Source organism: Coleofasciculus sp. E2-BRE-01, from assembly GCF_040221695.1.
In the GTDB taxonomy this organism is placed as follows: Bacteria; Cyanobacteriota; Cyanobacteriia; order Cyanobacteriales; family Coleofasciculaceae; genus Coleofasciculus.
In genome coordinates this window covers 1-6504 of the sequence record NZ_JAVKEA010000156.1, presented here as the reverse complement: position 1 = coordinate 6504, position 6504 = coordinate 1, and the positions used below count along the sequence as shown (strand labels likewise).

General features: G+C 42.8%; 6 protein-coding genes, 1 other RNA gene and 1 pseudogene. 5 read left to right on the top strand and 3 right to left on the bottom strand.

All coding sequences use genetic code 11. From position 1 onward, the window contains the following. The first annotated feature begins 174 nt into the window (after positions 1-174). The 3 genes from RIG66_RS19310 (at position 175) to RIG66_RS19300 (ending at position 2419) form a co-directional block, all read left to right on the top strand. Entirely contained in the window at positions 175-837 is a 663-nt protein-coding gene (locus RIG66_RS19310) for a LamG domain-containing protein (RefSeq protein ID WP_446380372.1), read from the top strand. Positions 838-1097: 260 nt separating this feature from the next. After that, on the top strand, positions 1098-1637 hold the full coding sequence (locus RIG66_RS19305) for a cysteine dioxygenase (RefSeq protein WP_446380371.1): 540 nt from the start codon (positions 1098-1100) through the stop codon (positions 1635-1637). A gap of 86 nt (positions 1638-1723) precedes the next feature. Then, positions 1724-2419 carry a methyltransferase gene (locus RIG66_RS19300; protein WP_446380370.1) on the top strand — a complete coding sequence of 232 codons (696 nt, stop codon included), beginning with the start codon at positions 1724-1726 and terminating at the stop codon, positions 2417-2419. A 142-nt stretch (positions 2420-2561) separates the two neighbouring features. Here the strand turns inward: RIG66_RS19300 and RIG66_RS19295 are convergent, their stop codons facing one another. From RIG66_RS19295 to RIG66_RS19285, 3 genes are all read right to left on the bottom strand, one after another. Then, the gene (locus RIG66_RS19295) at positions 2562-3395 is read right to left on the bottom strand and encodes a methyltransferase domain-containing protein (RefSeq protein ID WP_446380369.1); all 834 of its coding nucleotides are present in this window, start codon (positions 3393-3395) and stop codon (positions 2562-2564) included. Positions 3396-3521: 126 nt separating this feature from the next. After that, positions 3522-4592, bottom strand: coding sequence for an MmgE/PrpD family protein (locus RIG66_RS19290; RefSeq protein WP_446380368.1), 1071 nt, complete (start codon positions 4590-4592; stop codon positions 3522-3524). A 208-nt stretch (positions 4593-4800) separates the two neighbouring features. Beyond that, positions 4801-5139 (bottom strand): P-II family nitrogen regulator, encoded by a 339-nt coding sequence (locus RIG66_RS19285; protein WP_006098071.1) that lies wholly within the window; start codon positions 5137-5139, stop codon positions 4801-4803. A gap of 406 nt (positions 5140-5545) precedes the next feature. Between RIG66_RS19285 and ssrA the strand changes: the two genes are divergently transcribed. After that, positions 5546-5935: a transfer-messenger RNA gene (ssrA, locus tag RIG66_RS19280) on the top strand. A 335-nt stretch (positions 5936-6270) separates the two neighbouring features. Continuing rightward, positions 6271-6390: pseudogene (locus RIG66_RS19275) on the top strand (helix-turn-helix domain-containing protein); the annotation flags it as partial. Positions 6391-6504 lie beyond the last annotated feature (114 nt).

Here is a 6504-nt window from a genome sequence, read left to right as displayed (position 1 = left end):
GGAGTGTCACCCAGGTGATTATCATTCTCATTCGCGTATTCATTCTCAATAATTCTGTCAATAAGCTCTCATCTTTTCGAGGCTTGAGGGGGGAAATGCAATGTAAGCCAAGCTTTTGAGCTGCTTGTCACCCCTTCAGGTGGGGAATACTTTTTTGCCCCCAGTCTGAGTTTCTTGAAAACCTTGAGTCCCGTCAGTGAAGAACTCACCCCAGAAACACTGGATACTTATTCGACCATGTGTTTTGATGGTAAAAATGATTATCTTGTCATCTCAGAGGCTGCCAGTTTGCGGGTGCAAACTTATACGGTTGAAGTTTGGCTTAAACCCGGTGATCCCAAAGACGCTTGGCAGGGTGTTATTGGCAAACCGGGTCGAAATTTCAATATCTGGTTAAATAATGCCGGATATGTTCACCACCGTTTCCATACTCCAGCTGGCTCGAATGCAGGAGCGCCAAATACGGCTAATGGTTCGATTCAATGGAATCAATGGTATCACTTAGCGATTACCAATGATGGCACAACGGCAAAAACCTACATTAATGGGGAACTGAAGGCAGAAGGACCAACAGGAGGAAATCTGATCGTTAATCATACTCCCCTCTACATCGGTCGTAGCCTCGATGGAGACAGTAGTCGTTATTTTTACGGTAACATGGCTGAAGCTCGCCTCTGGGATAGCGCCCGCTCTGAAGCAGACATTAAAGCCAATATGAACCACCGCTTAACTGGGTATGAGCCAGGTTTAGTAGGTTACTGGCTATTGGATGAACGCTACGGCAATATCATCCCGGATTGTACTCCTAATGCCAACTCGGGTATTTACCATAGTTGAAGATTAGTTTAACCTGAGTCGGGGCGGGTTTAGTCACATCTTGGTGAAACCAAAAATAGAGTAGTAAAACCCGCCCCTACACAATTTCCCAATCTTTCACTCAAAACTTACCTCCCTTCGTTGCGTCACATACCGTGAAAACTAAGAACCTACAAAAGTAACCTGCTCCCGTCTTCCTTTCCCTATTGACTTAGTAGAACTGTAAATTGGCTAGACGTTTCATCAAACACTTGTTGTGAATTTGAGTTGTCTTTTTAGCGATGAATTTAAGCCACCCTTCAAAACTATGTTCTTTGGAAAATCTCATTCATGGATTGAGTATTTCGGCGACGAAAAATTCATCTTATTATGACCAACTGATTCAGTCTCTTGACATACCCCTGGACACTATAGCCCCTTACTGTACCTGGAACGAGCGGTCTTATACTCGCAATTTAGTCCATAGCACAGACTTATATGAACTGCTGATTCTATGTTGGCAGAAGGGACAAGCTAGCCCAATTCATGATCATCAAAGTCAAGATTGTTGGATCTATGTTGTCGAAGGCACAATTGAAGAAACACTTTATCAGCCAACCCTGCATCGTGATCAACGTTTCATCTTACGTGAGACGGATAGGATAACGTATCACCAAGGTGATAAATCCCGTTTGATGAATTCTACGCGGGCGTGGCATTCGATTAAACCTCTGAGTCAGCAAGCCATTACATTGCATCTCTACTCGCTACCGATCAAAAAATGTCATCTATACAATCTGCAAACAGGTCAATTGAGTGAACGGAAGCTCAATTATTCCTGAATTTCTTGCTAATTGAAGCCTAACTCACTTGTTAAATTGGCGTATTTGCCAATTCAATCTATGTACTTATCCACCCATTATTGCTCATGACAACTACCAACCAACCCAAAACTTTAACCCAATACTTTTTTGACCCTTTTGTGATCAAAATTAACTTAAGCGGAGAGGCTTGGAAACCAACGCCTCATGGATATGCTTTAGCCAATGGCATGGTTCAAGTTCCCCATATATTTTGTGGTAAATCAGTCATTGAAATTGGCGCAGGTTCGGGAATTCATGCGATTCTGGCGCTCAAACTTGGTGCTAGGAGTATTGATATTACAGACATTAGTGAGGACGTGAACAATGTTGCCAAGAAAAATGCCCAAGAGAATAATGTGAACTATCGCCATGTTTGGGTTAAGGATTGGATGCATTTTGACCCTATACCAGAGCGTTACGAACTGGTGTTGTGTAATCCTCCTTTTTGTAAAGCTGGCACTCCTGACCGCCGTTGGTTTATTACGGAAATGATTAAACAGAGTCGGAAATTTCTGAATCCGGGCGGATATTTAATCTTTTGTCAAAGTAGTATGGCGAACTTCCCGAAAACTGAAGCTGAATTAGACGAAGCTGGATTTATGCACGAAGTTGTTTACAAAACCAGAGGACTCTTTCGAGACTACTATTTTACTGAACCCGGATTTATTGAAGAAAGTCGTCAAGTTCCTAATGGGTTTGAGATCATTGATGATGAATATATCGAAACCTTACAGGTTTATTTGGCAACCTTAAAGAATTGATCCTAACTTAGAATGAATTAAGTGGAGGGCGACCCGATTCAATTGAGTGAACGGGTATTGTTAATTAGTGCAAGCGGGTCGCCCCTACAGTATCAATTATCTCCTAAAGTTTCAAATATTAACATATTCAACACATTCCAACTTAAACATTCGGGCGTTGACAACGAATTCTCGCGCCCCCGATATTGCCACCTTGAAAAAGTTCTGCCAAAACTTGGTAACGATGCCTCATACTTTGAACAACTTTATCACCATGAACACGCAGATGACGGGATTTGTTTTGCTCAAAATCTACAATCCTTTGAATTTCCCAAGGTTGCCATAAGTGAGTCACATCCTCAAAGTGTAAATCGACAAAGCCAGCAGCCGCTAAGTCTGCCAGATATTGGTCGCGAGTTGGTAAATAAGGACAGGCAAGGGTTTCTGCCAATTGGACTTTCTCATCGGGGGTGAGGGGTTGGCGCTGAAAAAAGTCTTCAATATAACCACTCCCACCCGGTTTCAGTAGGCGAAAACAAGTGGAAAATAAGGTAGAACGGTCTGCAATGTGTAGAAAAACCCCAATAGAAATCCAGTGGTCAAAGGTTTTACCATTCAGGTTAATGGTTGTGATATCTCCCTGGAGAAAATTAACTTGTTCGGATAGACCTGTTTGTTGGGTCAATTCAATGGCAGCCGCACACATTTGGGGGTGAAGTTCAACCCCTGTCACAGAACATCCATATTGATGGGCTAGGTAACGCGCTGGACCCCCAACCCCTGCACCAATATCAAGCACCTGAGTGGATGGTAAAATTCCTAGTTGTTTGACCGCTTCATCAAGTGCTGTAGTGGAGAGGGGATGGAATTGATCAAAAGGAATCAAGTCTTCAACACTCAACGTTACCCCAATTTTACCAAGTTCTTTGAGTTCGTTTTGGATGCGTTCGACTCGATACCAATACATTGACTCGAACGCAGAATTAGTGGTTGACATTTTCTAACAGCGGTTCCTGGCGATTTTTCTTGATTTAGATAGTTTTAGTATACCAGCGTCAGCTGATAAAAAAAATGGGGATAGCCCTTGGACTAGCAGCGCTAAAGCGCTTACTACAAACCCAGCTTAAGAACTTTTCATTGGGTAGGGTTTTGTGAGGGTATTTATCTCCGTTAGCTTTTCACACTTAAGTAAGCGCTCAAACAAGGTTGCATAATCGAGATTTTGGCAACAGACTGCAAATTTTTGATAAAGTTGCTGTTCCGACATTGGATTATTTGGCATTCCTGTATAAGCTTTTATCGTTTCACTCAAGCTCTTGCCATTCTTAAGCATGATCGTAACTTGAGTCGCTTCTGGATAATCATTCTGATTTAAGTGGTTCAGCCCCACTCTCATCGTCACTTTTCTCATATTTTTTTGTAAAACTGGGTTATTCAAAGCTGATACATTTAATTGTAAGAAGGTCAATTCTCTGTAGGTTAGCATAGAAGCCAAAGCAAATTGCATACTAAATTGAGCCTCTGTTGGAGTTTGAGGATGTTCAAAATCTAAGCTTTTACAAATAAATGGCGTAACCTCACAGTCTACGGATTGAATATCAGCAGGATTAAGTTTGTACTGTGTAACTACGTTCTCCAAACATTCACTAGCTGCCTGGGCTGATGAGCAAACTGGATACCTTTTGAGTGCAAAGCCCGGTTCGACTAAAGACCAAACCTTGCTAAGCTGTTTGACCAGACTGACATCAAAATTTAGGTGAGGATTAATCTGTCCAAGAATACATTCGGCTTCTAAGCCAGCGATAAATGCCGTTAGCAGTGATTGTCCATCACTTCTTACCGATTGTGCTACGGCTAATGCTGATGGGAAAATTACTGTAGAAGGGTGTAAAACGCCTGGGTAAAATGTATCATCATAATCCAAGACATGACAGGCTGCCCCGTTTAGGAGTGCCGCTCCCACAGGGGATAGAGTTGTTTGAAAATCCAGACAATCAGCACTTGAACCTTGATACAACTCGTGACTACTTTTTTTTAGTGCTGTTATTGTACTCCAGGTTGATCCGGCACAACCAACCGCAAAGGTATCAATCATTGATCTCTTCGCTGCTTCAACGGCTGCTTTGGGTAACCTGGAAAATGTGAGATTAGTAGCCCATTGAGATAGAGATGGCAAAATTTCTAAATTTTCCATGTTCTTTGATTCGAGCTTTTATAAGGCGAAACAAGATGCGGCAATACCGACGCATCGAGGAAAGAGTTGTGAGAGCCTTTTTAAGGAGTGCCTAAGAAGCTGTTTTTCTCCTTTTTTTCTCCCACCCTCCCTAAGTTATTTCATTCCTTGAGAAACGAATCGCCCTTTTTCTTCATCTTGTCCCGCCTTATGGTTAGTAGCCGTTAGTTTAAACCGCTTCCAGATTCCGTTCACCCGTCCTGATCCGGACAATTTCCTCAACGGGACTGATGAAGATTTTTCCGTCGCCAATTTCACCCGTGCGAGCAGCAGCAATAACTTTTTCTACTACCATATCGACTTGGGCATCTTCGACGACAATCTCCACCTTGAGCTTTTGCAGGAACTCAACGGTGTATTCAGAACCTCGATAGCGTTCGGTTTGACCTTTTTGGCGTCCAAATCCCCGAACTTCTGAAACCGTCATCCCGACAATTCCAGCGTTGACCAAGGCGATTTTAACTTCATCGAGCTTAAATGGTCGAATAATCGCTTCTACCTTTTTCAAGATTCTAGCTCCTCACTTACGTTTCTCTATATGTACCAGATTTACCAGACCAGCATGACACGTTTTACACTCCCACCAATGAAATTTTTGTAACATTGAATACAGTTTTTTATGATGTAGTAAGCATTATCGGTGGCCAATCGTCAATGCCCAGGGGGTCAACACTGAGTCGGGGCGTTTAGTCACATCGGGTTGAGGCAAGAAACGATAATAGTGAAAAGAACCCCTACACATTTACGCACCATGCCCGACTAGCAAGCACGTTGGGTAATCAGGGCGGGTTTTGCGACCAAGTTGGGTAAAACAATCCGTGTTTGTCCCTAAACCCGCCCCTACACACTCAACACTTCCCAAGTCTACGGTGGTCGATCGCCAAACTTTTGATTAAAATGAGAATATATCACAGGGGGCCTTAATGGTTTCGACGTGTTGGTGAAAGCCAACCCGTGATACAGGTCGAGAGTGAGTCTTCTCTCGTAAATCCCGGACTCAAAAAAAAGTAACTGCGAACAACATCGTTCCTTTTGCTCGTAAGGCAGCTCCTGTAGCCGCTTAAACACCTCTTATAGGTTCGAGCGTTCTTAGTCTGACTCCGTTAAGGGCTAAGGACACAACCCCAACGGATGCGCTAGTTAGCTGTCTTTGGTCGGCTCTCTAGCAAAGACCTAACCAAAGCATCCCACCATCCGGGATAATGGATGGTTCCCGCCCTGAGGATGAGAAGGGCTAAACCTGTGAATGATCGGTAGGTAAATACCCAATGCGGACACGGGTTCAATTCCCGTAGGCTCCATTTCTAAATTCAATTTTCAGATGTAATAAGACCCCTTCATCTAGCATGAAGGGTTAGAAACTGTAATCTAATCTCTATAAAAAATATCCGATCAAACATAATCATTTTGATCAGATATCATTTCATCTACAAACTGCCTCATTCGTTCTTGCCAATTTTGTACGGTTCTCAATTTTGCTTTTTGTCCTTCATACCCCCTAAAGCAAATAGGGGTTTTGTCTAGCGACTTGTCTAGTATCTTTTTCGCCCCTAACTTGTGATTTTTCTGGAAAGGCATTGTTACTTTAAAGATATATTTGTATACTGATATTATACACCAATCAAGCCTAGTTTTGATCATGCTACTAGGATTCAAGACTGAATTGAAGCTTAACAGCAAGCAGCGAACCGCATTGGCTAAACACGCTGGCGTTTCCCGCCATGCTTGGAACTGTGCGATTCGTTTGACCGAAACCATTGCTGTATAAGCATTGTAGAGGATGGTCAGCTACTGGATTAACCACTATCCAGATAGATAACTGAGCGGAACATGATGGTGTAAGCCCATCCCCTCAAGTGCTGGGGTGAAAGCA